Origin of the sequence: Breoghania sp., assembly GCF_963674635.1 — a bacterium.
GTDB lineage: Bacteria > Pseudomonadota > Alphaproteobacteria > Rhizobiales > Stappiaceae > Breoghania.
This window is the reverse complement of record NZ_OY771475.1, coordinates 2,051,416-2,074,676: the sequence shown is the minus strand read 5'-3', so window position 1 is coordinate 2,074,676 and position 23,261 is coordinate 2,051,416. Positions and strand designations below refer to the sequence as shown.

Below are 23,261 nucleotides of genomic sequence, written 5' to 3'. Positions count from 1 at the left end.
GTTTGTTCCATGCAGTTCAAATCCCCTGAAGGGGTGCTCGAATGCACCCCTAACGCCCTTGTTGTTGCCGGATGGACAGGTCGCGACCGCGCCGCCGTCGATCATCACATCGAGGAACTGGCCGCCATCGGAGTGCCTGCGCCCTCTGAAGTGCCGCTCTATTACCGTTGTGCGCCGTCTCTGCTAACCCGCGACACGACCATTGCGGCCCTTGGCAAGGAAAGTTCCGGCGAGGCGGAGCCCTTCCTCATCCAGACCGGCGGCAAGCTGTGGCTGGGGCTCGCCTCCGACCATACCGATCGCGCGCTGGAGACCTATTCCGTCGCCCATTCCAAGCAGATCTGCGCAAAGCCGGTCGCGGAGGATGTCTGGGCCTTTGAGGAGGTCGCCGATCATCTCGATCAGCTGGAGCTGAAATCCTGGATCTTCGAGAAGGGGGAGTGGGTCGTCTATCAGGAGGGTACGCTGGCCTCCATCCTGCCTCTGACGCAGCTGATGTCGGGTGTGGAGATGGCCGATGGCACGGCAATGCTGTGCGGAACCCTGCCCGCAAAAGGCGGCGTTCGTCCGGCGGCGGATTTCAAGATGGCGTTGCACGATCCGATCCGCGGGCGGACCATCGAATGGAGCTATAGTGCGACGGTTCTGCCGGTCATTGCCTGAGTCGCCGCGGTCTGATTGCATGGCGCGCAGCATCATGCGGGGGAACGTGACGTGACACATGCCTGATAAACGGGGTCCCGATATTTCAACGGGGCTCCGTCCTGCCGAATGAGGATATCCATGAGCTTCAAACCGCCGTTTTCCTGGAGCACCGGCACCGCTCCCACCCGCCTCGGTGCGGCCTTGCGCCACTGTCAGGAAGACCCCTCGGCGAAATCCGTCTTCACCAAGACGCTGGCCAGACGCGCCAACATGCAGGCGGAAGCGGCGGAGCATAAATCCTCGCCGTTGGCGGGGGCCTTGATTTCCGTGAAGGCGCTTTTCGACGTGGAAGGCGAGGTCACGACAGCGGCCACCAAGGTCCTGCAAAAGGATGCGCCCGCGCGCGCCGATGCGCCCTGCATCGCGGCGCTTGATGCGGCGGGCGGTGTTTTCGTCGGCCTCACCAACATGTCGGAATTCGCCTATTCGGGCATCGGCATCAATCCCCATTACGGCACGCCCGACAATCCGGCCTATCCCGGCTGTGTCCCCGGCGGCTCCACCAGCGGCGGCGCCGTTTCCGTGGCGCTGGGCGTGTGCGATATCGCCATCGGCTCGGATACGGGCGGTTCCTTGCGCATTCCGGCTGCCTTCACAGGCATCACCGGCTTCAAGCCGACGCAGGCAACCGTGTCGCTGGACGGCGGCAAGGCGCTTTCCGATACACTGGACAGCTTCGGTCCCATGGCCAGGTCGGTCGCGGCCTGCGAGCTTGCATGGCAGGTCATGGCGGGTCTCGATCCCAAGCCGGTTGACCCCGCCCGCAGGCGCCTCGTCGTGCCGTCCAATTTCGGCATGAGCGAACTGGACGATGCGGTCGCCGCAGGCTTCGACGCCGTGATCGGCACACTGCGGGCGCACGGTTTCGAGATCGTGGAAAAGGATCTGGCGGCAATCGAGATCTACAATCAGGTCCCGCCCTGGCATCTCACCTCCGTTGAATCGCGCGCGCACTACGAGGATCACTTCCGGAAGACGCCGGAGCTTTTCGATCCGCGCGTACATGCCCGCATGAAGCGCGCCGACGAGATCAGCGCCGTGGACTACCGCCAGACGCTCAACCGGCGCGGCGACTTCGTGAAGGCCTTTGCCGACGAACTGGGCGAGGATCTGCTGCTCCTGCCCACAACACCCATCCTGCCACCCTCGCGTGAACTGCTGGAAAAGGACGACGAGGCCTTCAACCGACTGAACCTTCTGGCGCTCAGGAACCCCTCGCTCGCCAATGGCGCGGATGGATGCGCGATTGCGCTGCCCTTCGAAAATGCCGGCAAGGTGCTGAGCGCCATGCTGGTCGGCGCAAGGGGGCGGGACGCGCAGCTGCTCGCCTGTGCCAAGGAAGTCGAGGCCGCGCTGGCCTGAATTTTCCCCTGTGGCCGGGCGTTTTTCGCCCGGTCGCACTGTGCCTGAGGTCCGCCGCGCAAGGGGCATGCGTGCCGCTGCGGCATCTATCCGGCACCCAGGGCGCTTTGCGGCAGCACTGTGAGTGACGCCGATAAGCCGGGCGGCCTTGAAATCCCTCAAGACGCGTTCCATCCTTGCTTAGAGGAATGGTAATTTTAACGAGAATGGGGGGAATGGCATGAGCGCTCAGGCGGTCTTGTGGAATGTCGATGAGGAAAGGGGTGTTGCGACCATCACCTTCAACCGGCCGGAGGTGCTGAACGCGGTCGATGTGCCGACCGCGCAGGCCTTTCTGGCGGCGGTTCAGGCGGTGACGGCGAGCCCGGGCGTGCGCGCGATCCTGATATCGGGGGAAGGGCGGGCCTTTGTGGCGGGCGGCGATATCTCCGCCTTCGGTTCCGATCCGGGCCAGGCGGCGCAGGTGGTCAATGCAATTCTCGATGCCATGCACCCGGCGCTTCTGGCGTTGCGCGAACATCCCGCTCCGGTCATCGCATCCGTGCGCGGAGCCGCCGCCGGGGCGGGGCTCAGCCTCGTGCTGTCCGCCGATCTGGTGATCTGCGATGAAGGCGCGCGTTTCGTCATCGCCTATGATCGTCTCGGCGCGACACCCGATTGCGGGGCCACGTGGTTTCTCGCCCGCAAGGTCGGGCGCACGAAGGCGACCGAGCTTTTCGTGCTGTCGGAGGCGCTGGGCGCAGCCGAGGCGAAGGCCGCAGGCCTGGTCTCGAAGGTGGTGCCCTCAGACGAACTCGCAACCCAGGCGGAGGCTCTCGCCAGTAAGGTGGCCCGCGGCCCGACGCTTGCCTATGGCGGGTTCAACCGCCTGATGGACAGCGCCATGGAGCTTGATCTCGCCGACCAATTGGAAACAGAGCGCGCCCTCTTCATGGACATGATCGGCAAAGCGGATTTTCGCGAAGGCGTCTCGGCCTTTCTGGAAAAGCGCAAGCCCGTCTTCAGTGGCGCCTAGCCGCATGGAGGTCGGGCCGATGCCGCATCGGCCCGAATTTTCCGACGCCCGTGTCCTCAGTTGTGTTCCTTATGCCTGACAATCGTCAGGTTTTGCGCCATGCAAGCGGGAAGGTTGTTGCTATAGGCTTATAGATTATTGCATTTCTTCCCCCTTACCCGGCAAAATGCCGCCAATGGGGGTATCGTGAGCGAAGGCCGTCCCGGTCCTTTGTGCGCTCAGGGCTCCGATGGGCGGCCTCGTCGGATCGAGACCGCGAAGAGGCATCCGGAGCAGAGACGTGGCAGGCGACAAGAATTCCGACATCGCTGACGGGCTGGAAGACGGCACACCAGACAACAGCACTCTGGACGAAGCCGACATCCGGGTGGTTCAGAACGAGGATCTGAAGCAGAAGCGGCGGGAACAGATCTGCGACGCGGCGCTGGAGCTGTTTCTGGAAAAGGGCTTCGCCTCCACCACCATCCGCGATATCTGCGCGCGTTCCGGCGTCAATCAGGCGAGCATCTACGATTATATCGCCAACAAGAACGACATCCTGCGTCGCCTCCTCAACCAGCTCTGGTTTCGCCCCGACGTGACGCCCCTGCCGGAATTGCTGGGCCAGCTCGATCGCGATCTGGAGGATGTGCTTCGCGAGTATTTTCGCGAGACATGGATGAAGAAGGGCAAGGGCGCGCTGCTCGTCTACCGCACGGTGCCGCACATGCAGGCCCATGATCGCAAGGCCATGCGCCAGCGTGAAAGCCAGCTTATCGACGACGCGGCGGCGCAACTGCGCAAGCGTTTCAAGCTTGGTGAGGACGACCCGCGGTTCGAGATCCTGGCAAACCTGCTGGTCTATCTCGCGACCTTCGGTCCGATGCGCAGCTGGCTTCAGCGCGACCGGCCGCCCGAAGAGCTCATCAAAGCCTCGGCAACCGCCGCCGCCGCGATGATCCAGCAGGTTGTCGACACGCCGATCTGAGCCCTGCCGTGATCGGTGTTCAGGCCGGGCTTTCCACCGGCTTGCCATGCTTGCCCGTCACGCGCGGCTGGCGGTTGTCCCGCCACACCATCGCCACCAGAAACACCGCCAGGCTGCCGCCGGCGAGCGTCGTCCACAGGCCGGGAAAACTGAGCGCGAAGCCGACCGCGACCAGCGGCAAGCGCCAGATCGTGCGCACGTCTCCGACCCCGATCAGGTGGCGTTCGAAGCCCGCTGAAATCAGCGCGATGCCGATGATGATGGACGGCAGCACATGCACCAGTGGCAGGAGATCGCCCTGGAGCACAAGCGCGGGCTGGAACAGGAAGAACAGCGGCACGAAATAGATCACGATCCCGAGCCGCATGGCCGTCCAGGCGGTGCGCATGGGCTTGGCATTGGCGATGGTCGCCGCGAGAAACGCAGCCGCGCCCACCGGCGGGGTGATGGCCGACAGCATCGCGTAATAGACGATGAAGAAGTGAACCGCGACCTCGTTCAGCCCGCCTAGCTGGATGATGGCGGGGGCCAGCGTCACGGCTAGGAAGATGTAGGCGATGATCGCCAGTCCCGCGAGCCCCATGATGAAGCAGGCGATCATGCCGAGGGCGATGACGAGATAGAGATTGTCGCCGCCAAGCGCCACCAGACCGGAGGTGAGCGAGCCCGTCACGCCGGTGATCGTCAGGCCCGAAACCACGAAGGCGATGGGCAGGATGATGGCCGCCGTCTGCGTGATGAGCACTCCGATCTGGCGCGCGGTATGAAAGAGCCGGGCGGGCGTGGGCCGTGTCTTCTTGTTGAAGACGGCAAGGCCCAGCATCAGGGCGGACGCATACCACGGGGTGTAATACTCCCAGCGCATCACCAGCAGGCCCCAGATCAGAAAGCCCAGCACGAAGAGAAATGGCCAGCCCCGCTTGAGGATCGGCCCGATGGGCTCGCCGCGCTCCTTGCGGCCTTCAAGGCCCCGGCGCGCAGCGAAGGCATCCACCTGAAGCAGCAGCCCGAAATAGAACAGTGCGGAGGGCAGGATCGCGGCCAGCAACACGGTGGAATAGGGAACCCCGATGGTGATCGCCATGACGAAGGCGATCGCGCCCATGACCGGCGGCATTACGACCCCGCCCATGGAGGCGCAGGCCTCGATGGCGGCGGCATAATGGGGCGGATACCCGCCGCGTTTCATGGTCTGGATGGTGATCGTGCCGGTGCCCGCGATATTGGAAAAGACCGAGCCCGACAGCGATCCGAAAAAGGCGGACGCGACGACCGCGACCTTGGCCGGGCCGCCGCGAAAGCGCCCGAAGCCTGCATTGGCGAGATCGATGAAGAATTCGCCCGCCCCCGTCGCGATCAGCACGCCTGCAAAGACCAGAAAGCCCAGTACGATCTGCGCAACGATCTTGGTGGTGATGCCCATCAGTCCTTCCGGGCGGAAGACATGGGCCTCGATCATGGAGTTGAAATCGTAGGGAATGCCCATGAGGAGACCGGGCATCCGGTCGGCGACGAGCGGATAAAGCCCCAGCAACAGCACCACGAGGAAAAAGGCAGGCCCGCCAGAGCGCCGCGCCAGTTCCAGCATCAGGAGCCAGATGACGATCCCGGCGGGAAAGTTAGACCAGCCGAAAAACACCATGTTCCAGGCATTCGTGGCAAACCACACTGAGACGCCAAGGGCTATGGCGGCGGCTCCCATGTCGAGGACAGAGATCTTTCGCGACCCCGCGCGCGCCGGAATGGCGATGAAGGCGGCGGCGAGAAACAGGCCGATGAACAGCCAGTAATACTGCCCTTCCAGCATCACCTCGCCGGCGAGGCGGATGCCGAACGTGTTGATGAGCCCGAGCGTGATGCCGAGGGTGCAAAGCAGGGTGAAGAGGATGCTGCCGGGTGAATAGGAGGCCCCCAACCGGGTCACCTCACCGGGTGGCAGGTGCGCCTGCTGATCGCTTGAAGCCGCCCCCGCAACGCTGGCCTGACCCTGCGCGCTGTCGTCCTGAACCATGTCAAAAAAAACCCTGAATGCGCGAAGGCGCCCGCTCTGCGGGGGGAGGCCACACAATTCCAGCCTCGCCTTCGGCAATTGCCCGGACCGGAGAGGCGCAATGTGCCCCTCCGGCTGTTCATCGCGGCGTCAAAGCGCGTTCTCTTGGGCGAACCCCGCGCTAGAGGCGGACGCGGAAGCCTTCCAGATCCGCGGTATGCTTCTTCAGGATCGCCAGAAACGCTTCATCGTCGGGGGAGGGGCGGATGCCTTGCGACATGGCCTCCTTCAGCGCCGCGTTGCGCGCCGCGACCCAGGCATCCATGCGCGCGACGGCCGCGTTGTTCCACGCATCGTCCTCTTCGTCCCAGAGGCCGATTTCCTTCAGGTAGCGCACTGTTCCCGGATGCACCGGCAGGGGCGAACTGTTGAGGTAATGGCGGAACCGTTCGACCGACATGCGGGCCGCCAGCGGATGGGTGGACTTGTAATCGTCGAAGGATTCCGCGAACCACTTCGCCATGTGATAGGCGAAATCCTCGTCGGTGTCGGAACGCACCATGTAGAGGAAGTTGGAGGTGGAGCCCTCCACGCCGATGGCGCTCTTGACGCCCATGGAGATCGGGCCCGGCACGACCATGGGCCGCGCATTGCCATAGCCCTTCCAGCCGTCCTTGTCCGAGGTGTCCATCGGCAGCCACTTGATGCCGCCGGGAGCGGCTTCCATTTCCGAAAGAAGCGAGCTGATCGTGGCGCACAGCGCGATGTCTGCCCGGCCCTCGACCACCGCGCGACAGCTTTCCGCATAGCTGGAGGCGGGCACAAAGATGAACTTGTCCTGCGCCTCTTCCGGCGTCAGTCCGGCAAAGGCGGGAAGTCCCTTCTTCACCGAGGTGACAAGGGTGGGCGAGAAGACGCCGGTGGAGATGCGGTAGCCGCCTTTGGCGAGATCCTTCAGGCTGGTCAGGTCAGAGTTGCCGGAGGTCACATAACCCCACGGCGTGTCGTTGTGATGCCAGAGAATGTAGACGGGCTGCGCCGGCACCGCCGCATAGGCCCCGATACCTTCCACCTGGCTCCGGATTTCGGCGGACGAGGTGGAGGAAATCTGAATGTTCTTCTTCACGGTCAGGCGCTGAAGACGCGCCATCTCGTTGCCCTCCGGCACGATGCGCACGCTCATGCCGGTCTGCTTTTCCATGACCGGCCCCCATCCGTTGGTGGAGGCGAAGCTGCCCGTGGTGGTGCCCGGCGTGCCGACAACCAGCATCCGGGGCCATGCGTAGTTGTCCTGCGCCTGCGCAGGCCCGGCCTGCAGGCCGACCGCGATCAAGGCCGCCGCGGCGATAGCAAAGGTTTTCATGTGTTCCTCCCTCAGGTCCCTGTGGTGTTCCCCGTTCAATCCCCAAGATGGGGACCGGGCCTGCCTTATCGAGCAGGTCACCGGATGCCTTTCGGGACGAACCCGAAAGGACGGGCAGGGCTTCATCTAGATCCTGACAAATGACAGGATTGGGGCCAATCGCCTCCCTGTCAACAAGTTCCGCAATAAATACTACCGTAACGTCAACTTGAGCGTGTGTCGCCTTCCGCATCCAGCGCAATGTCGCGCCCGATGCGGGCGACCGTCATGGCCCGTTGCGCATCGCGGATCGGGTCGGCCCGCGCACTGCTGACATTCCCCTTGGCCGCCCGCGCCGCCACCCCATGCACGATGGCGGCGTAGCGGAAACAGGCAAAGGCGAGAAAGACCGGCCAGTGTTCAAGTCCCGAACGGCCCGAAGATGCCACGTAGCGCGCCAGCATATCGTCGTGCGTGGGCGCGCCATTTGTGGACGGGTCCTGCATGTGGGGCAGGTGATAGGGCAGCATCAGGTAAGCGAGATCGGAAAGCGGATGCCCGATCGTGGAAAGCTCCCAGTCGAGCACCGCCAACGGTCGCGGTTCATGCCGGTCGATGATCACGTTTCCGAGCCGGAAATCGCCGTGAACGATGGTTGCCTCGTCCGCGATGCAATCCTGCTCGGCCAGCCAGGCTGCCAGCCAGTCCATGTCGGAGTGATCAAGCGAGGCGGGCAGGGCGCTGCGCGCCGTCTCGTATTGCCCTTTCCAGCGCTTAACCTGACGGGCCATGAAGCCTTCCGGGCGTCCGAAATCGCCAAGGCCGACGGCCTCATAGTCCACCTTGTGAAGCTCCGCCAGCGTGTCGACCAGCGCGAAGGCGAGCGGACGGCGCTCTGCAAGGGGCACGGGCCCCATGGCCGGATCGGCGATCACCCGACCTTCCACGAAATCCATCAGAAAGAAATCGACGCCGATCACCGATATGTCGTCGCAAAAGGCGACCGTGCCGGGAACCGGCACGGGGGTCTCTTGAAGCGCGTTGATGATCCGGTATTCCCGGTCCACCGCATGGGCACGCGGAAGCAGCTCGCCCGGCGGCTTCTTGCGCAACACGTAGCGTTTGCCGGCACTTGTCGTCAGCAGGAATGTCGGGTTCGACATGCCCCCTTCGAATTGCTGCACATAGAGTGGGCCGGGATCCGTGCCCAGCGCCTCGCCAAGCCAGTCGCGCACGCGGGCCTCGTCGAAACGATGCGCGGCGCGCGGGGCTTCCAGTTCCGGTGATCCGGCATGGGCCATTGTCATCAGGTTCCTGCCGTCAAAGATCGGGAAAGGCGGGCGTGCGACGTTCCACGAGGCTTGCAACGCCCTCGCGGAAATCGGCGGAGCCGAAGCTTGCATGCATGGCGTCGTCCGCCACGGTGAGGGCATCGGCAAAAGCCTGTTGGCGCGCAGCGCGGATCTGGCGCTTCATCACCGCCATGGAGCGCGGCGAGGACATGACCGCCAGGTGCGCTGCCCTCTCGCGCACGACATCCATCAGGTCTTCGCCCGCACAGGCCGCGTTGACGAGCCCGAGGCGGGCCGCCTCTTCGCCGGTGAACTTGCGCGCCGTCAGCATCAGATCGAGCGCCGTCTGCTCGCCCACCAGCCGCGGCAAAAGCCAGGCGCTGCCATGCTCGGCAATCAGTCCGCGAGCGGCAAAGGCCGTGGTGAACTTGGCGTCGGCGGCGGCAAAGCGGAAATCGCAATAGAGCGTGAAAACGAGGCCAATCCCCGCGCAAGGTCCGTTGATCGCGGCGATCACCGGCTTGGGGCAGTCATAGAGATAGCCGAACCGGCCCGGATAAAGTCCGTCGAGATCGGGGGCGCCGGTCTCCGCGGTCACGTTTTCAAAGGCGATGTCGTTGGGGTGCAGCACTTCCTCGCCGCGCGTCTTGCCCCGGCTGGCCGTGATTTCGAGGTTCTGCACCTCGGCCCCTGCGCAAAAGCCACGGCCCGCGCCCGTCACCACGATGCACCGGATATCGGGATCGTGACCGGCACCCCCCACCGCATGACGCACCTCATCCGCCATGCGCGGCGTCCAGGCGTTCAGCCGTTCCGGTCGGTTCAGCGTGATCGTCGTGACGCGTTCCGTGTTCTCGACGAGAATCTCCTCGTAGGCGTTCCCCTCGTAGGCGTTCATTGGCTCCTCCCTCCCGTCCCGTCGTGGTCGAAGCCCTCCCGGCTCATGCCAACGCGAAACGTGCCGATGATTCCTGACAACTGTCAGGATTGATTCCTAGACGCGCTGTGCCGCAGGGTCAATGCACGAAATTTCCCAAACCGGTCTTTGGGGGCAGCTGTGTCGGGGGCGCGCCTGTGGCAGGGGCAGACGCTCCCGCGCCGGATCGCCCCGATCCGCAGGTCCCAAGCGAGACCATCCGAAATTCTGCTTGCTTTTCGTTTGGGCTTCTGCAAATCCTGACAAACGTCAGGGGCGCTGCTGGGAGGCTGCGATGCGCGTCATCGCCATGCGGTCCGGACGAAAAGGCAAGGCAAAGCGCCCCGTTCGCGTTGCGCCGCAGCCCCGCGATCCGTGGGGCGCTGCGCAACGCTCTGCGAGAGGCGAAACCTTGCGACAAGGGGAGGATGAAGGATCGTGCAAGCCGCGACGCAGCCCGTCATGGGCAAACCCGCAAGGATGCAGCCGCAACAACGCGGGCTGGGTCGGCTCGGTGCCGCCTATGCCGAGGCATGTCCGTCACCGCTCCCCGCCTTCAGCGAATTCAAGCATTTCCCGAAATCTTGCGAGCGATCATCATGACCAACACATTTGAGAACGCCGCCGCCTATGTGGCGGAGGCGGCGAAGGCTGCGTGGAACGTGCCGGGTATCGGTGCGGATGTTGCCCGCAGGCCCGTGAAATCCGTGGGCATCATCGGGGCGGGCACCATGGGTGGCGGTATCGCGATGAATTTCGCGACCGCAGGCATCCCGGTGAAGATCCGCGATACCACGCAGGAGGCGCTGGATCGCGGCCTTGGCGTCATCCGGGCCAACTACCAGCGCAGCTGCGACAAGGGGCGCTTCACCCAGGACGAGCTTGAAGCCCGCATGGGCCGCATCGAGGGTGTCCTCGACATGGCCGCCTTCGCCGATTGCGATCTGGTCATCGAGGCGGTTTTCGAGGATCTGGACCTGAAGAAGAAGATCTTCGGCGAGCTCGACCGGATCGCGAAGCCGGGCGCCATTCTGGCGACCAACACGTCCGCGCTCGACGTCGACGAGATCGCCACCGCCACATCGCGGCCTCAGGACGTGATCGGGCTGCATTTCTTCTCGCCCGCCAATGTCATGAAACTGCTGGAGATCGTGCGCGCAGAGAAGACGGCAGACGATGTCGTCGCGACCGCCATGGATCTTGCGAAGACCATCGGCAAGATAGCCGTCCTCGTCGGCGTCTGCTGGGGCTTCGTCGGCAACCGCATGCTGCGCGCGCGCAGGCTTCAGGCGGAAAAGCTGATGTTCTCCGGCGTCATGCCCTGGGATATCGACAAGGCGATCACCGATTTCGGCTTCCGCATGGGCCCCTATCAGATGTCGGACCTCGCCGGCCTCGATATCGGCTGGGCGCCGGGGGCGAAAACAGATTTCCCCGTGCGCGATGCGCTGTGCGAAATCGGTCGGCGTGGTCAGAAAACCGGCGCGGGCTGGTACGAATATGAAGGCCGCGAAGGCCGTCCCTCCACCGTCACCGCCGGCCTGATCCGCGAGATCACGGGCGCGGAGCCCCGTCAGATGGCGGCCGAAGACATCGTCGTCGCCTGCCTCTATCCGATGGTCAACGAGGCGGTGAAGATCCTGGAAGAGAACAAGGCCCAGCGCGCCTCCGACATCGATGTCGTCTGGCTCAACGGCTATGGCTGGCCCGCCGAAACGGGCGGCCCGATGTTCTGGGCCGATCAGGTCGGTGCGCCGCGCATTCTGGCTGCGATGGAAAAGCTTGGCGCGGACGATCCCGCCTTCGCTCCGGCGGAAGGCTTGCGCCGTCTTAGCGAGTCCGGCGGCTCCTTCCTCGATCTCGATTTCGGCGGTCTGAAGACGGCGTCCATGCGGGGGAAGGCAGCATGAGCGATCTGGAATTCTGCACCACACGCCGCGAGGGCCGGGTTCTTGTCGTCACCATGAACCGCCCGGATGTCATGAACGCGGTTCATGCGCCCATGCACCATGAGATGTCGCAGATCTGGGATGATTTCGCGGCCGATCCCGATCTCTGGGTCGCGGTTCTGACCGGGGCGGGCGAGCGCGCCTTTTCCGCCGGAAACGATCTGAAATACACCGCCCAGGGCGGGCGCATGAAGCCGCCTGCGAGCGGCTTTGCGGGGCTGACGTCCCGGATGGATCTGGAAAAGCCGATCATCGCCGCCGTCAATGGTGTCGCCATGGGCGGCGGTTTCGAGACCGCTCTTGCCTGCGACATCATCCTTGCCTCCAGCAACGCCACCTTCGCGTTGCCGGAACCCAAGGTTGGTTTCTTTGCGGCCACCGGCGGCGTGCAGCGTCTCACCCGCCAGATCGGGCGCAAACCCGCCGTGGATCTCCTTCTCACCGGCCGCAAGGTGTCGGCGGAGGAAGGCCAGAGGCTCGGCTTCGTCAACGAGGTCTTTGCGCCGGACGAACTGATGGCGAAGGCGATGGAGAAGGCGAACGAGATCGCCTCCGTCTCGCCGTCTTCCATCCGTGCCACGCTGCGTGTGCTGCGCCACATGGATGACATGGACAACCTGCGCACCAGCCTGCTCTACAGCCGCCAGGTGCTCATGGATCTGCGCGAAACGGAGGATTTCGCCGAAGGGGTCAATGCGTTCGTGGAGAAGCGCAAGCCTGAATGGAAGAACCGATAAGAAACGTCACGGCTCAGGGAGGAGCGACGATGGTTTCGGGACAATGGCCCGCAGAACTGAACAATCTCGCCATGTCGGAGGCGGCCCGTCCGTTGCTCGACAAGGTGGTCGCCCATGTCCGCGATCATTGCGATCCGGCATTGGAGGAATACGAGAAGCTGGGTGCCAATCGCACCGAACGCTTTTCCTATGCGCCCGGCCAGCTTGAGATCCTCGAAGGTCTGAAGGCCCGCGCCAAGGAAGCGGGGCTTTGGAACTTCTTCCTGCCCAATGCCGAGACGGGCGAAGGTCTTTCCAATCTCGACTACGCCTATCTCGCGGTTGAGCTTGGCAAGAACCCGCTGGCGGCGGAATCGCTCAACTGCTCCGCACCCGACACCGGCAACATGGAAGTGCTGGAGCGTGTCGGCACCCGCGAGCAGAAGGACACCTGGCTGAAGCCGCTTCTGAACGGCGAGATCCGTTCCGCCTTCGCCATGACCGAACCGGATGTGGCCTCGTCGGACGCCCGCAATATCGGCACCTCCGCGGTGCTTGAGAATGGCGAATGGGTCATCAACGGCGAGAAATACTACATCTCCGGTGCGGGCGATCCGCGTTGCAAGATCATGATCGTCATGGTCAAGACCTCGCCGGAGGCCGAGACCTTCCGCCAGCAGAGCCAGATCCTCGTGCCCATGGATACGCCGGGCGTGGAAATCCTCGGCCCCATGCATGTCTTCGGCCAGGACCACGCGCCGCACGGCCACATGCACCTGCGCTTCACCAATGTGCGCGTCCCGGCTGAGAACATCCTTTGGGGCGAGGGACGCGGCTTCGAGATCAGTCAGCTTCGCCTGGGGCCGGGCCGTATCCACCATTGCATGCGTTCGGTCGGCGCTGCGGAAAAGGCCCTCGACATGATGATCGCGCGCGGTCTCTCGCGGGAGGCCTTTGGACGCAAGATCATCGATCTCGGCAAGAACATGGAAACGATCAGCCGCGCCCGCATCGAGATCGAGGCCTGCCGTCTGATGGTTCTCAAAGCCGCCAAGGCGATGGACGTGCTCGGCAACAAGGAAGCCCGCGTCTGGGTCTCCATGATCAAGGCGATGGTGCCGGAGAAGGTCTGTTCCATCATCGATCAGGCGATGCAGGTCCATGGCGCGACGGGCTTGAGCCAGTGGACGGATCTGCCCGAGATGTACATGAAGCAGCGCACGCTGCGCCTGGCCGACGGCCCGGACGAGGTTCACCACGCCGTCGTCGCCCGTGCCGAGCGCAAGGCCTTCGTGGCCTCCAACGAACGTCGTCACGCTGCCGGTCTCAAGACCGCCAGCGAGATTTTCGAGGGGCCGTGACCATGACGAAGCTCTTCGATCTGACGGGCCGTGTCGCGCTTCTGACAGGCGCCTCGCGCGGCATGGGCCGGGCAATGGCCGAGGCGCTGGCCGCCCATGGCGCAACGGTGGTGATTTCCTCGCGCAAGCAGGACCAGCTCGATGCCGCTGCCGCCGAAATCAACGCCGCCATCGGTGCCGATCGCGTTCACGCGATCGCCGCCAATGCCGGGCGGCAGGCGGACCTTGAGGCACTGGTGGAGCAGACGCGTTCTGTGGCCGGGCCCATCGATATCGTCATCGGCAATGCGGGCGTGAACCCGCATTACGGGCCGATCTCGGAAATCCCGGACGATGCCTTCCAGAAGATCATGACCACCAACGTGCAGGCCAATCTCTGGCTGTCGCGTCTCGTGGTTTCCGACATGAAGGCGAAGGGGCGGGGCTCGCTGATCTTCACCTCTTCCATCGGCGCGTTCAAACCCTCGCCGACGCTGGGCGTCTATGGCGTCTCGAAGCTGGCGCTTCTGGGGCTTGTGCGAAACCTCGCGCTGGAATTCGGGCCCGACGGCATCCGCGCCAACGCGATCTGCCCCGGCGTGGTGCGCACCGAGTTTGCCCGCGCGCTGTGGGACAACCCGGAAGCGGAGGAGAAAGCCAACAGCCAGATCCCGCTGCGCCGTCTGGGCGAGCCGGAGGATTTCGCAGGCATCGCGACCTTCCTCGCATCCGACGCCAGCAGCTACATGACCGGCCAGGCGCTCACCGTCTGCGGCGGCTCCGCGATGTGGAGTTGAGGCCCATGCAGCTTGCAGGAAAGACGGTGGTTGTCACGGGCGCGGCGAAGGGCATCGGGCGCGAACTGGTGCTTGCCGCAGCCAGGGCGGGGGCTGCCAACGTGGTTGCCGCCGATATTGACGGGGAGGGCGCAAAGCGCGTTGCCCGCGAGGCGGGCGGCATCGCCTGGCGCGTGGACGTTTCCCAGGAGGCGGAAATCGCGGCCCTCATCGATGAGACGGAGACCCATATCGGTCCCATCGATCTCTTTTGCGGCAATGCCGGGATCATCCTGCGCGGCGGCTTCGAGACGCCGGATGCGGACTGGGAGCGCATCTGGAAGATCAACGTGATGGCCCATGTCTGGGCGGCGCGCCATCTGGTTCCGCGCATGACGGCGCGCGGCGGCGGTCATTTCCTGATCACCGCTTCGGCTGCGGGGCTCCTGAGCCAGGTCGGTTCGGCCCCCTACGCGGTCACCAAACACGCGGCGGTCGCGGTTGCGGAATGGCTTGGCCTCACCCACGGCGATGCTGGCATCGGCGTCACGCTTCTGTGTCCGCAGGCCGTGCGAACGGACATGACGGCGGGCCGCGAAAACGGTGTGGCCAGCGTCAACGGAATGATGGAACCGGCGGATGTGGCCGCGGCCGGTATCCGGGCGGTGGAGGCGGGCGAATTCCTCGTGCTGCCGCACCCTGAGGTGCGCACCTACATGCGCCGCCGGGCCGACGATACCGACCGCTGGATCGCGGGCATGCGCAAGCTCAACGCGGCTTACGGCCAGCTGAAGCCGGGCAGCCAGAAAACGAACTGAAGGACATAGCCCCGTGATATCGGGGCCAAGGGAGGAGACCTCAAATTGCGTGAGGCAGTCATCGTATCCACGGCGCGCACGCCGATCGGCAAGGCCTATCGCGGCGCGTTCAACAACACTCAGGCCCAGACCCTGATCGGCCACGCGGTCGAACACGCGGTCAAGCGTGCCGGGCTCGACGGTTCCGAGATCGAGGATTGCGTGATCGGCTGCGCGATCCAGCAGGGCTCCACCGGCGGCAATATCGGCCGTCAGGCGGCGATCCGCGCAGGGCTTCCCACCTCCGTTGCCGGCATGTCGATGGACCGCCAGTGCGCCAGCGGCCTGATGGCCATCGCCACAGCCGCCAAGCAGGTCATCAGCGACGGCATGCAGATCACGGTCGGCGGCGGCGTGGAATCCATCTCTCTGGTCCAGAACCAGAATTACCGCACCGATCACCGCTCCGATCCGTGGATCGAGGAACACCGTCCCGATCTCTACATGTCCATGCTGGAAACGGCGGAAGTGGTGGCGGATCGCTATGGCATCTCCCGCGAGGCGCAGGATGAGTATTCCCTGCGCTCTCAACAGCGTACCGCCGCAGCCCAGGCTGCGGGCAAGTTCGACGACGAGATTGTCCCGCTGGCCTCCACCAAGGCCATTGTCGACAAGGAAACCCGCGAGGTTTCCTATCAGGACGTGCTGCTGACCAAGGACGAGGGCAATCGCCCGCAGACCACCCTGGAAGACCTGTCGGGTCTCAAGCCCGTCTTCAAGGACGGCATGCGGATCCCGGAAGGCCGCTTCGTCACCGCGGGCAACGCCTCCCAGCTTTCCGATGGCGCATCGGCCTGCGTGATCATGGAAGCGGGCGAGGCGTCGAAGCGCGGGCTTTCCCCGCTTGGCCGCTATGTCGGCGTCATGGCCGCCGGTCTCGATCCGGACGAGATGGGCATCGGCCCGGTGCGCGCCGTGCCGAAGCTTCTGGCCGCCCATGGCCTCACCATGGACGATATCGGCCTTTGGGAATTGAACGAGGCCTTTGCCTGTCAGGTTCTCTATTCGGCCGACACGCTCGGCATTCCGCACGAGATCCTGAACGTCAATGGCGGCGCGATTTCCGTCGGCCACCCCTATGGCATGTCGGGTGCGCGGATGGTCGGCCATGCGCTGATCGAGGGCAAGCGGCGCGGGGCGAAGCATGTCGTCGTCACCATGTGCGTGGGTGGCGGCATGGGCGCTGCGGGCCTTTTCGAGGTTCTTTGAACCGGCAGGCATGAATTCCGCGCATCTTCGCGATGCGCGGCAACCCTAATGGAATGACAAGGATCGCATCATGGATCTGTCCTATACACCTGAGGAAGAAGCGTTCCGCACAGAGGTGCGCGCGTTTCTCGATGCGGAGCTGCCTGAGCATATCGCCGCTGCCGTTCGCTCCGGCGAAGAGCTGTCGCGCGAGATCTATCAGGAATGGCACGAAATTCTGGGCAAGAAGGGCTGGCTCGGCACGACATGGCCGAAGGAATATGGCGGGCCCGGCTGGACGCCGGTGGAACGCTATATCTTCGACGTGGAATGCAGCCGCTCTTACGCCCCGCGCATCGTCGCCTTCGGCCCGCACATGCTTGGCCCGGTGATCCAGAAATTCGGCAATGACGAGCAGAAACGCGAAATCCTGCCGCGGATCCTGTCCGGCGAGGACTGGTGGGCGCAGGGCTATTCGGAACCCGGCGCAGGCTCCGATCTCGCCAGCCTGAAGACGCGCGCGGACCGTGACGGCGATCATTACATCGTCAACGGCCAGAAGACCTGGACGACGCTCGGCCAGCACGCCAACCGCATCTTCTGCCTTGTGCGCACCAAGCAGGACGGCAAGCCGCAGGAAGGCATCAGCTTCCTGCTGATGGACATCGATCTTCCCGGTATCGAAGTGCGCCCCATCCGTCTGATCGAGGGCGGTCATGAGGTCAACGAGGTCTTTTTCTCCGACGTGAAGGTTCCGGTTTCAAACCTTGTCGGCGAAGAGAACAAGGGCTGGACCATCGCCAAGTACCTGCTGACCCACGAGCGGACCAACATTGCGGGCGTTGGCATTTCCATGCAGGCGGTGGAAGAGGTGAAGGCGCTGGCGCGCGCAACCAAGCGCCGTGGCAAGCCGTTGATCGAGGATCCGCTTTTCGCCGTGCGCATCGCACGCGTCGAAAGCGAGCTTGAGGCCATGAAGATCACCAATCTGCGCATGCTCTACACCGCGCAGAAGCAGGGCCAGCCTGGGCCGGAAACCTCGATCCTCAAGATCAAGGGCACGCTCATCGGGCAGGAACTGCGCGATCTGGCGCGCCGGGCGCTCGGCCCCGTGGCGGCTCCCTTCCCCGGACACATCACCGACGGCAATCTCGTCATGGGCCCGAAGGACACCGAGCACAACGCGGCCACCTACTTCAACAACCGCAAGACCTCGATCTTCGGCGGATCCAACGAGATCCAACGCAACATCCTCACCAAGACGATGCTGGAGCTTTAGATCATGAATTTCGATCTGACCGACGACCGGCAGATGCTGTCGGACAGCCTTCGCCGCTATCTGGCCGATAATTGCGGCATGGAACATCGCAACAAGAGCGCCTATGAAGCGCCCTTCCATGATCCGAAGGCATGGACGGAACTTGCTGCGCTCGGCATTCCCGGCGCGCTGGTGAGCGAGGAAGCGGGCGGCTATGGCGGCACGGGCTTCGACATCACCGTCGTCTTTGAGGAGCTGGGCCGTGTGCTTTGTCCGGAGCCGTTTCTCGCCACCTTGCTGGCAAGCCGCCTGCTGAGTGCTGCGGGCGCGGATCAGGAAGCCCTGATCGAAGGCGCCACGCGCTACGCGGTCGCTTTCTCGGAGATCGACGAGCCCTATGATGCGGCTTTCATGTCCACCACGGCCCGCGCCTCGGGCGATGCCTACATGCTCGATGGCCGTAAGACGGCCGTCTATGGCGGCCATGTCGCCGACACGCTTCTGGTGATCGCGCAGCTTGATGGCAAGCCTGCGGTTTTCCAGACCGAAGCATCTGCGGCCACCGTCACCGGCTATGGCATGATGGATGGCGGTGGGGCCGCCGAAGTCGTCTTCGACGGCACTCCGGCGACCCTGCTGATCGCGGATGCGGAAGCGGCGATCACCGACATGCTCGCCGCCGGGCGTCTCGCCCTTTGCGCGGAAGCTGTTGGCGCGATGGACACAGCCAATGCGCTGCTTCTCGATTACCTCAAGACCCGCAAGCAGTTCGGCACGGTGATCGGCAAGTTCCAGGTGCTTCAACACCGCGCGGTCGATCTCCTGTCGGAAATCGAACAGGCCCGCTCCATGACCATCGCCCTTGCCGCCTGCCTCGGTGAGCCGGAAGCCGCCCGCACCTCCGCCATGGCCAAAAGCCTGGTCGGACGTGTGGCGCGGCTTGTGGGGGAAGAGACCATCCAGATGCAGGGCGGTATCGCGATGACGTGGGAATACGCGTCGTCTCACTACGCCAAGCGCCTGGTGATGCTCGACCATCAGCTCGGCGATACCGACGCCTGCGAGGGCGAGATCGTCCGCAGCTACGCGGCCTGAGAAAAGGGCGACAGGGAAACCGGGGAGGGAGCCCGCGATGCGACCGGAGATCTCTCTTGGCGAGCTTGAAGCCAAGCTCGGCGAGGAAATCGGCGTCTCTGACTGGCTGGTCGTCGATCAGGATCTGATCGACGACTTCGCCCGCGTGACGCGGGACCACCAGTTCATCCACGTCGATCCTGCCCGCGCGGCCAGCGAGGGCCCCTATGCGGGCACCGTCGCTCATGGTCTCCTGACGCTTTCCCTGTTGCCGACCTTGTCGGAATCTGCTCTGCCCAAAATAGCGGGGGTCCGCTCAAGCGTGAATTACGGGTTCGATCGTGTCCGTTTTCTCGCGCCGGTCCCTTCGGGCGCGCGTGTCCGCGCGCGCTTCCGCCTCAAGACGATCAATCTGCGCGCACCCGGCGCTGTTCTGACGACCTGGGAGGTTCAGGTGGAGGTGGAGGGTGCCGAACGCCCGGCCATCGTGACCGACTGGCTGGGCCTGCGTTACATGGAGGCCGGGGCAGCGGACGCGCCGACGGCTTCGAGGGAGGAACGAACCTGATGCGAGCCAACAGCCGCCTGCCCGGCATTCTTCAAAACCTGCGTCTGCCGATGGTGGCATCGCCGATGTTCATCATTTCGGGCCCGGAACTGGTCATTGCCCAGTGCAAGGCCGGGATCGTGGGGAGCTTTCCCGCGCTCAACGCGCGCGAGGCGGAGGGCGAGGCGCCCATGCTGGAGACATGGCTCAAGCGCATCACCGAGGAACTCGACCGTCACAATCAGGAAAATCCGGACAGCCCCGCCGCTCCCTTCGCCGTCAATCAGATCGTTCACCGTTCCAACCAGCGTCTGGAGCGTGACGTGGAAATCTGCGCCCGCTGGCGGGTGCCCATCTGGATCACCTCGCTTGGCGCGCGCCCGGAAGTCAACGATGCCGCCCATCAGGCCGGCGGCATCGTGCTGCATGACGTGATCAACAATGTCTTTGCCCGCAAGGCCATCGAGAAGGGCGCGGACGGTCTCATCGCGGTCGCTGCCGGTGCCGGTGGTCATGCCGGGCCGCAATCGCCCTTCGCGCTCATCTCTGAAATCCGGGAATGGTTCGAAGGCCCGCTGCTGCTCTCGGGCAGCATCGCCACGGGCCGCGCGCTTCTGGCGGCGCGCGCGCTGGGGGCGGATCTCGGCTATGTCGGCTCCGCCTTCATCGCGACGCAAGAGGCCAATGCCGATCCGCAATACAAGCAGATGATCATCGATTGCGGGGCGGACGATATCGTCACGTCGTCGCTCTTTACAGGCGTTTCCGGCAACTACCTGAAACCCTCCATCGCGCGCGCAGGCCTCGATCCCGATGCGCTTCCCGACGGCGATGTCGAGAGCATGAATTTCCGCGAAGGCCAGTCCAAGGCCAAGGCGTGGAGCCAGATCTGGGGCGCGGGGCAGGGTATCGGTGCGGTGCATGATCTGGTCACCGCCGGTGCGCTTGTCGACAGGATCGAGGGCGAATATCGCGATGCGCTGGCGCAGCTTTGCGCGGAAGGGGGCGCATGAGCGAGCTTGTTCTGGTTCGTCACGGGCAAGCCTCGTTCGGACAGGCGGATTACGACCGCCTGTCGCCGCTCGGCCATGAACAGGCGTCCCGCCTTGGGGCGGCGCTGGCCGCGCAGGGATTTGCGCCGGACTGCGTTTTTCGCGGCGCCCAGCGCCGTCACCGCGAAACGCTGGACGGCATGGCCCCCGCGCTCGGCCTCGATCCGCAGCATGCGGTGATCCATGAGGGCCTGAACGAGTTTGACGCCTCCGCGCTTCTGGCCGCCCGCTTTCCCGGCGGGCTCAGCGAGGAAGAGCGCCGCGACCGGCGCACCTACTTCCGCATTCTGCGCGAGACCGTGATCGCCTGGCAGAAGGACGAGGTCGACGGCCCGCCGGAGAGCTTTTCCGCCTTCACCGCCCGCGTTCTGGCCGCCCGCGATGCCATGCTCGCGGCCTCCGAGGCGGCGGGCGGGCCGGTGCTCGCCGTCAGCTCCGGCGGCGCGATTTCGCGGCTTCTTGTCGATGCGCTCTCGGCGCCTGCCGAACAGATGATCCTGTTGCAGCTTCAGATGAAGAACTGCGCGGTCTCCCGGCTGGTGGGCGGCCCGGATGCCCGCTACCTGCACGCCTTCAACGAAACGCCGCATATGCGTGAGCGCGCGGATGCGCGGCTTCTCACCTATGCCTGAGCAAGACTGGACATGACGCCGATGGATGACGTGATCGACACTGCGCTTATCGAAGAGCCGACCTATCCCTTCCAGGACATGATCGGGTTCCGCATGGTTGGCTGGAAGCCGGACTGGGCGCGGTTTGAACTGCCCATCACCGGGGAATTCGACAACCGCCACGGCATTCCCCATGGCGGAGTCTATGCCGTGCTGCTCGATACGGTGATGGGCTTTGCGGGCTGTTACACCGGCGACAAGGATGTGCGCCGCAGCGCCATCACCCTGTCGCTGACCACCAACTATCTGTCGCGGCCCAAGGGCAAGCTGCTGATCGCGGAGGGCTGGCGCACGGGTGGCGGCAAGTCGACCTATTTCGCGGAAGGTCGCGTGACGGATGAGACCGGTGAAGTGCTGGCGAAGGGAAGCGCGGTCTTCAGATATCGAAAGAGCGCATTGCCGGGCAGTTAAACCAGCCGCGTCCCCGCCCGTCGCTTTTCAGCAGACGATGCGCGGGATGTGAGGAGAGAACAAAAAGGGGAGGGAAATCCGATGTTTGACCGGCATCTTGGAGTGTGGCCAGCCGGAGTACCGCACCATATCGACGTGCCCGAGCGCAATCTGTCGGAAAACCTGCGCCTGACGGCCGAAAAAACGCCCGACGCGACCGCGATCCATTACTACGGCGCGGACATCACCTATCGCGAGCTGCAGGAGACGGTGCTGCGTATCGCGGGCTGGCTTCAAGATGAGGCGGGGGTTGCCAAGGGCGATCGCGTCCTACTCTACATGCAGAACAGCCCCCAGTTCATCATCGGCTATTACGCGATCCTGAGAGCCGATGCGGTGGTCGTGCCGGTCAACCCGATGAACCGCGACCATGAGCTGGATCACCTGATCGCCGACACTGGCGCGAGCGTTGCGCTGGTCGGGCAGGAGCTGCTCGCCCACATCGCACCTTTCGCGAAAGCCGGACGGCTCGCGCATATGCTCGTCGCCGCCTATGCCGACAAGGCGGGCCGGGACCCGGAGACACCGCTTCCCGCAGGTCTGGAAGTTGCCGGGCGCGAGGACTACGACATTCCCGGAACGCTTGGCTGGCCCGCAGCGGAGGCCATGGGATTGATGCCGGGTCCGATCACCGCCGGCGCGGACGATCTCGCCGTCATCCCCTATTCCTCCGGCACGACGGGGCAGCAGAAGGGCTGCATGCACTCGCATCGCACCGTCATGACGACGATTGTGGGCGGTGTCATCTGGAACCCGCGCGGTCTCGGTTCGCCCTCTCTTGCCGTTCTGCCGCTCTTCCACGTCACCGGTATGCAGGGCTCGATGAACGGGCCCATTTTCGTCGGAGAGACAGTGGTCCTCATGTCGCGCTGGGACAGGCGCGTCGCCGCCCAGCTCATCCGCCGCCACGCCGTCGGGCGCTGGCGTAGCATTTCCACCATGATGATCGATCTGCTGAACGATCCGGACGTGGACGCCTCCGCCCTGTCCAGCCTGCAGGTGGTTGGCGGCGGTGGGGCCGCCATGCCGGCTCCCATCGCGCGCCGCCTGAAGGAGCTGACGGGCCTCGACTATATCGAAGGCTACGGCATGTCGGAGACCATGGCCGCCACCCACATCAACCCCATCGATGCCCCGCGCCGGCAGTGCCTCGGTGTTCCAGTCTTCGATGTGGACAGCCGTGTGATCGACCCGGAAACGGGCAAGGAACTCGGCCCCGGCGAAGTGGGCGAGATCATCATCAATGCGCCGCAGGTTTTCCTGGGTTACTGGAACAACCCGGCCGCCACCCGGGACGCCTTTGTCGAACTGGATGGCAAGTCCTTCCTGCGCACAGGCGATATCGGGCGCTATGACGAAGAGGGCTATTTCTACATCGTCGACCGCATGAAGCGCATGATCAACGCCTCTGGCTTCAAGGTCTGGCCGACGGAGGTGGAGGCGATCCTGCACGATCATCCGGCGATTGCCGAAATCTGCGTCGTTGGCCGCCCCGATCCGCGACGCGGCGAAAGCGTGATCGCCTATGCGGTCTTGCGCGGGGAGGTGAGCGAGGAAGAGCTGATCAGTTGGTGCCGCGAACACATGGCCGCCTACAAGGTGCCGCGCCAGGTGGTGTTCACGGACACCCTGCCGCGTAATGCCAGCGGCAAGCTGCAGTGGAAGGAAGTCGCCGAACTGGCGGCCCGTGACGCCGAGGCGCTGGCCGAAATCCAGAAACTGTCCCAATTGGATTGACCCGACCCGGTCGACGGGAAATCCCGTCCAGGACGAGGACCGCGCGGCTCTCAGGAC

21 protein-coding genes are annotated in these 23,261 nt (G+C 64.4%); 17 read left to right on the top strand and 4 right to left on the bottom strand.

The features are described 5' to 3' along the window. Window positions 1-9 precede the first annotated feature (9 nt). The 4 genes from ABGM93_RS08970 (at window position 10) to ABGM93_RS08955 (ending at window position 4,049) form a co-directional block, all read left to right on the top strand. A complete protein-coding gene (locus ABGM93_RS08970) occupies window positions 10-663 on the top strand; it encodes a DUF2848 domain-containing protein (protein ID WP_319772136.1) in 654 nt (217 codons plus the stop codon). Window positions 664-783: 120 nt separating this feature from the next. Next, window positions 784-2,067, top strand: a complete 1,284-nt coding sequence (locus ABGM93_RS08965) for an amidase family protein (protein WP_321505464.1) — start codon at window positions 784-786, stop codon at window positions 2,065-2,067. Between the two features lie 220 nt (window positions 2,068-2,287). Then, on the top strand, window positions 2,288-3,082 hold the full coding sequence (locus ABGM93_RS08960) for an enoyl-CoA hydratase-related protein (RefSeq protein WP_321338409.1): 795 nt from the start codon (window positions 2,288-2,290) through the stop codon (window positions 3,080-3,082). 280 nt (window positions 3,083-3,362) lie between these two features. Next, entirely contained in the window at window positions 3,363-4,049 is a 687-nt protein-coding gene (locus tag ABGM93_RS08955; RefSeq protein ID WP_321505462.1) for a TetR/AcrR family transcriptional regulator, read from the top strand. 19 nt (window positions 4,050-4,068) lie between these two features. Here the strand turns inward: ABGM93_RS08955 and ABGM93_RS08950 are convergent, their stop codons facing one another. The 4 genes from ABGM93_RS08950 to ABGM93_RS08935 form a co-directional block, all read right to left on the bottom strand. Then, window positions 4,069-6,060, bottom strand: a complete 1,992-nt coding sequence (locus ABGM93_RS08950) for a TRAP transporter fused permease subunit (RefSeq protein ID WP_321505460.1) — start codon at window positions 6,058-6,060, stop codon at window positions 4,069-4,071. 160 nt (window positions 6,061-6,220) lie between these two features. Continuing rightward, on the bottom strand, window positions 6,221-7,402 hold the full coding sequence (locus ABGM93_RS08945) for a TAXI family TRAP transporter solute-binding subunit (protein WP_321505458.1): 1,182 nt from the start codon (window positions 7,400-7,402) through the stop codon (window positions 6,221-6,223). 203 nt (window positions 7,403-7,605) lie between these two features. After that, window positions 7,606-8,688 carry a phosphotransferase family protein gene (locus ABGM93_RS08940; RefSeq protein WP_321505456.1) on the bottom strand — a complete coding sequence of 361 codons (1,083 nt, stop codon included), beginning with the start codon at window positions 8,686-8,688 and terminating at the stop codon, window positions 7,606-7,608. 13 nt (window positions 8,689-8,701) lie between these two features. Next, the gene (locus ABGM93_RS08935; RefSeq protein WP_321505454.1) at window positions 8,702-9,571 is read right to left on the bottom strand and encodes an enoyl-CoA hydratase; all 870 of its coding nucleotides are present in this window, start codon (window positions 9,569-9,571) and stop codon (window positions 8,702-8,704) included. 617 nt (window positions 9,572-10,188) lie between these two features. Between ABGM93_RS08935 and ABGM93_RS08930 the strand changes: the two genes are divergently transcribed. The 13 genes from ABGM93_RS08930 to ABGM93_RS08870 all read left to right on the top strand — a co-directional run bounded on the left by ABGM93_RS08930 (window position 10,189) and on the right by ABGM93_RS08870 (window position 23,204). After that, entirely contained in the window at window positions 10,189-11,499 is a 1,311-nt protein-coding gene (locus ABGM93_RS08930) for a 3-hydroxyacyl-CoA dehydrogenase NAD-binding domain-containing protein (RefSeq protein ID WP_321505452.1), read from the top strand. Further along, the gene (locus tag ABGM93_RS08925; protein ID WP_321505450.1) at window positions 11,496-12,275 is read left to right on the top strand and encodes an enoyl-CoA hydratase-related protein; all 780 of its coding nucleotides are present in this window, start codon (window positions 11,496-11,498) and stop codon (window positions 12,273-12,275) included. The genes ABGM93_RS08930 and ABGM93_RS08925 overlap by 4 nt, the downstream gene beginning before the upstream one ends. 29 nt (window positions 12,276-12,304) lie before the next feature. After that, entirely contained in the window at window positions 12,305-13,615 is a 1,311-nt protein-coding gene (locus ABGM93_RS08920) for an acyl-CoA dehydrogenase family protein (protein WP_321505447.1), read from the top strand. Window positions 13,616-13,617: 2 nt separating this feature from the next. After that, window positions 13,618-14,391 carry an SDR family oxidoreductase gene (locus tag ABGM93_RS08915; RefSeq protein WP_321505443.1) on the top strand — a complete coding sequence of 258 codons (774 nt, stop codon included), beginning with the start codon at window positions 13,618-13,620 and terminating at the stop codon, window positions 14,389-14,391. Window positions 14,392-14,396: 5 nt separating this feature from the next. Next, window positions 14,397-15,188: an SDR family NAD(P)-dependent oxidoreductase gene (locus ABGM93_RS08910; protein ID WP_321505440.1), complete on the top strand. Its 792-nt coding sequence runs from the start codon at window positions 14,397-14,399 to the stop codon at window positions 15,186-15,188. A 45-nt stretch (window positions 15,189-15,233) separates the two neighbouring features. Then, window positions 15,234-16,436 (top strand): acetyl-CoA C-acyltransferase, encoded by a 1,203-nt coding sequence (locus ABGM93_RS08905; protein WP_321505438.1) that lies wholly within the window; start codon window positions 15,234-15,236, stop codon window positions 16,434-16,436. A 70-nt stretch (window positions 16,437-16,506) separates the two neighbouring features. Then, window positions 16,507-17,694, top strand: a complete 1,188-nt coding sequence (locus ABGM93_RS08900; RefSeq protein ID WP_321505436.1) for an acyl-CoA dehydrogenase family protein — start codon at window positions 16,507-16,509, stop codon at window positions 17,692-17,694. Between the two features lie 3 nt (window positions 17,695-17,697). After that, complete coding sequence (locus tag ABGM93_RS08895; protein ID WP_321505435.1) at window positions 17,698-18,768, top strand: acyl-CoA dehydrogenase family protein; 1,071 nt, start codon at window positions 17,698-17,700, stop codon at window positions 18,766-18,768. Between the two features lie 37 nt (window positions 18,769-18,805). After that, window positions 18,806-19,315, top strand: coding sequence for a MaoC family dehydratase (locus ABGM93_RS08890; RefSeq protein ID WP_321505433.1), 510 nt, complete (start codon window positions 18,806-18,808; stop codon window positions 19,313-19,315). Further along, the gene (locus tag ABGM93_RS08885; protein WP_321505432.1) at window positions 19,315-20,307 is read left to right on the top strand and encodes a nitronate monooxygenase family protein; all 993 of its coding nucleotides are present in this window, start codon (window positions 19,315-19,317) and stop codon (window positions 20,305-20,307) included. The genes ABGM93_RS08890 and ABGM93_RS08885 overlap by 1 nt, the downstream gene beginning before the upstream one ends. Beyond that, window positions 20,304-20,978 carry a histidine phosphatase family protein gene (locus tag ABGM93_RS08880; protein WP_321505430.1) on the top strand — a complete coding sequence of 225 codons (675 nt, stop codon included), beginning with the start codon at window positions 20,304-20,306 and terminating at the stop codon, window positions 20,976-20,978. The genes ABGM93_RS08885 and ABGM93_RS08880 overlap by 4 nt, the downstream gene beginning before the upstream one ends. A gap of 12 nt (window positions 20,979-20,990) precedes the next feature. Continuing rightward, window positions 20,991-21,428, top strand: coding sequence for a PaaI family thioesterase (locus ABGM93_RS08875; protein ID WP_319772117.1), 438 nt, complete (start codon window positions 20,991-20,993; stop codon window positions 21,426-21,428). An 81-nt stretch (window positions 21,429-21,509) separates the two neighbouring features. Beyond that, window positions 21,510-23,204 (top strand): long-chain-fatty-acid--CoA ligase, encoded by a 1,695-nt coding sequence (locus ABGM93_RS08870; protein ID WP_321505426.1) that lies wholly within the window; start codon window positions 21,510-21,512, stop codon window positions 23,202-23,204. Window positions 23,205-23,261: the final 57 nt, after the last annotated feature.

What these genes read in the sequence shown, in the direction of transcription:
- ABGM93_RS08925 (WP_321505450.1), top strand. Translation starts at nt 11,496, where the DNA reads ATGAGCGATCTGGAATTCTGCACCACACGCCGCGAGGGCCGGGTTCTT.
- ABGM93_RS08950 (WP_321505460.1), bottom strand. Translation starts at nt 6,060, where the DNA reads ATGGTTCAGGACGACAGCGCGCAGGGTCAGGCCAGCGTTGCGGGGGCG.
- ABGM93_RS08875 (WP_319772117.1), top strand. Translation starts at nt 20,991, where the DNA reads ATGACGCCGATGGATGACGTGATCGACACTGCGCTTATCGAAGAGCCG.
- ABGM93_RS08895 (WP_321505435.1), top strand. Translation starts at nt 17,698, where the DNA reads ATGAATTTCGATCTGACCGACGACCGGCAGATGCTGTCGGACAGCCTT.
- ABGM93_RS08920 (WP_321505447.1), top strand. Translation starts at nt 12,305, where the DNA reads ATGGTTTCGGGACAATGGCCCGCAGAACTGAACAATCTCGCCATGTCG.
- ABGM93_RS08970 (WP_319772136.1), top strand. Translation starts at nt 10, where the DNA reads ATGCAGTTCAAATCCCCTGAAGGGGTGCTCGAATGCACCCCTAACGCC.
- ABGM93_RS08910 (WP_321505440.1), top strand. Translation starts at nt 14,397, where the DNA reads ATGCAGCTTGCAGGAAAGACGGTGGTTGTCACGGGCGCGGCGAAGGGC.
- ABGM93_RS08965 (WP_321505464.1), top strand. Translation starts at nt 784, where the DNA reads ATGAGCTTCAAACCGCCGTTTTCCTGGAGCACCGGCACCGCTCCCACC.
- ABGM93_RS08935 (WP_321505454.1), bottom strand. Translation starts at nt 9,571, where the DNA reads ATGAACGCCTACGAGGGGAACGCCTACGAGGAGATTCTCGTCGAGAAC.
- ABGM93_RS08900 (WP_321505436.1), top strand. Translation starts at nt 16,507, where the DNA reads ATGGATCTGTCCTATACACCTGAGGAAGAAGCGTTCCGCACAGAGGTG.
- ABGM93_RS08945 (WP_321505458.1), bottom strand. Translation starts at nt 7,402, where the DNA reads ATGAAAACCTTTGCTATCGCCGCGGCGGCCTTGATCGCGGTCGGCCTG.
- ABGM93_RS08940 (WP_321505456.1), bottom strand. Translation starts at nt 8,688, where the DNA reads ATGACAATGGCCCATGCCGGATCACCGGAACTGGAAGCCCCGCGCGCC.
- ABGM93_RS08890 (WP_321505433.1), top strand. Translation starts at nt 18,806, where the DNA reads ATGCGACCGGAGATCTCTCTTGGCGAGCTTGAAGCCAAGCTCGGCGAG.
- ABGM93_RS08880 (WP_321505430.1), top strand. Translation starts at nt 20,304, where the DNA reads ATGAGCGAGCTTGTTCTGGTTCGTCACGGGCAAGCCTCGTTCGGACAG.
- ABGM93_RS08885 (WP_321505432.1), top strand. Translation starts at nt 19,315, where the DNA reads ATGCGAGCCAACAGCCGCCTGCCCGGCATTCTTCAAAACCTGCGTCTG.
- ABGM93_RS08930 (WP_321505452.1), top strand. Translation starts at nt 10,189, where the DNA reads ATGACCAACACATTTGAGAACGCCGCCGCCTATGTGGCGGAGGCGGCG.
- ABGM93_RS08960 (WP_321338409.1), top strand. Translation starts at nt 2,288, where the DNA reads ATGAGCGCTCAGGCGGTCTTGTGGAATGTCGATGAGGAAAGGGGTGTT.
- ABGM93_RS08915 (WP_321505443.1), top strand. Translation starts at nt 13,618, where the DNA reads ATGACGAAGCTCTTCGATCTGACGGGCCGTGTCGCGCTTCTGACAGGC.
- ABGM93_RS08870 (WP_321505426.1), top strand. Translation starts at nt 21,510, where the DNA reads ATGTTTGACCGGCATCTTGGAGTGTGGCCAGCCGGAGTACCGCACCAT.